The organism is Methylobacterium jeotgali, from assembly GCF_022179345.1.
Classification (GTDB): Bacteria; Pseudomonadota; Alphaproteobacteria; order Rhizobiales; family Beijerinckiaceae; genus Methylobacterium; species Methylobacterium jeotgali.
The window spans coordinates 1-1,215 of the sequence record NZ_BPQR01000109.1 but is presented as its reverse complement, the minus strand read 5'-3'; the positions used below and the strand labels follow the sequence as shown (position 1 = coordinate 1,215).

The 1,215-nt window shown below is 67.1% G+C and carries 1 protein-coding gene; it reads left to right on the top strand.

Annotation, left to right across the window (positions count from 1 at the left end):
• Positions 1 to 200: 200 nt before the first annotated feature.
• On the top strand, positions 201 to 1,215 hold a 1,015-nt coding region (locus MFF04_RS21830; protein ID WP_238279092.1), incomplete at its 3' end, for an alpha/beta hydrolase family protein.

Here is a 1,215-nt window from a genome sequence, read left to right as displayed (position 1 = left end):
CGGGCGCGGAATGCCGACCGTTCTCCAGCAATCGTAGCGTTGGCGACCGGGACCGGAAGCGAGGTGCGACTGTCCCCCGATGCGCTCGGCAGCGACGGCGCACACCGATAGCCGCGCACGGGCGAGCCCTGTCTTCAAAGCGCTTTTCCCGCTGTGCGTACCCAGAGTGTCTCGCTTCGCTCTCTCACGGAAGCCTCTTCATGCTCGATGGCACCGATCGGACGACCGCATGGCAGACGCCGAACCGCCGACAGGTCGGCTCCCTGCTGCTCGGAACCCTGGCGGCGGGAATGACCCGCGCCGCTGCCGCACAGTCCCACGCGGAGGACGTCAGGATCGTCGATTTCGATTGGGTCGATGGGCAGCGCCAACGCCCGGTTCCGGTACGCCTCTACTGGCCCAACACGTCGTCGCTGGTGAGGCCCGTTCCGCTCATCGTGTTCTCGCACGGCCTCGGCCAAGCCCGCACCGGCTACAGCTATCTCGGCCGGCATTGGTCTTCACGAGGGGTCGCGAGCCTGCACCTGCAACATGTCGGCAGCGATAGCTCCGTTTGGGCCGGCAATCCGTTGTCCCTCCTCGACCGGATCGAGTTGGCGGTGCAGGAGCAGGAAGCGATTGCTCGGGCGCGCGACCTCCGGTTCGCCCTCGACTGCTTCCTCGCTCAGGACGGAGGTGCATTCGGGGATCGGATCGACCCGCGCCAGATCATTGCCGCCGGCCACTCGTACGGCGCCAACACGACCCTGATCGCGGTCGGCGCTCGGGTCATCCGCGAAGGGCGCCCTGTTCAAGTCCGGGACCCGCGCATCAAGGCCGGTCTCGTGATTTCGGCGCCGCCCTTCTACGGTGAGCACGACCTTCGGGCCGTCCTCGGCATGGTGGAGGTGCCGACCCTGCATGTGACGGCGACCGAGGATGTCATCAGTCTCCCCGGCCGTACCTCGCCCTTCGAGGACCGCCTCGCCGTCTACGAGGCTATCGCGACTCCCCGGAAGGCCCTCGCGGTCTTCCAGCGCGGCTCACACAGCATCTTCACGGACAGGGCCTTCACAGGCGGAGTGAGTCTCAATCCGCAGGTCAAGGAGGCGACCGCCTCCGGAGCACTGGCCTTCCTCGATCTGGCCTTCCGCGGTGATCCGAAGCCGCTTCAGGAGTGGTCGACGTCGTTCAAGCCGATCCTCGCCGTCGCTCCGCTCGGTTTCGAGGGGACGG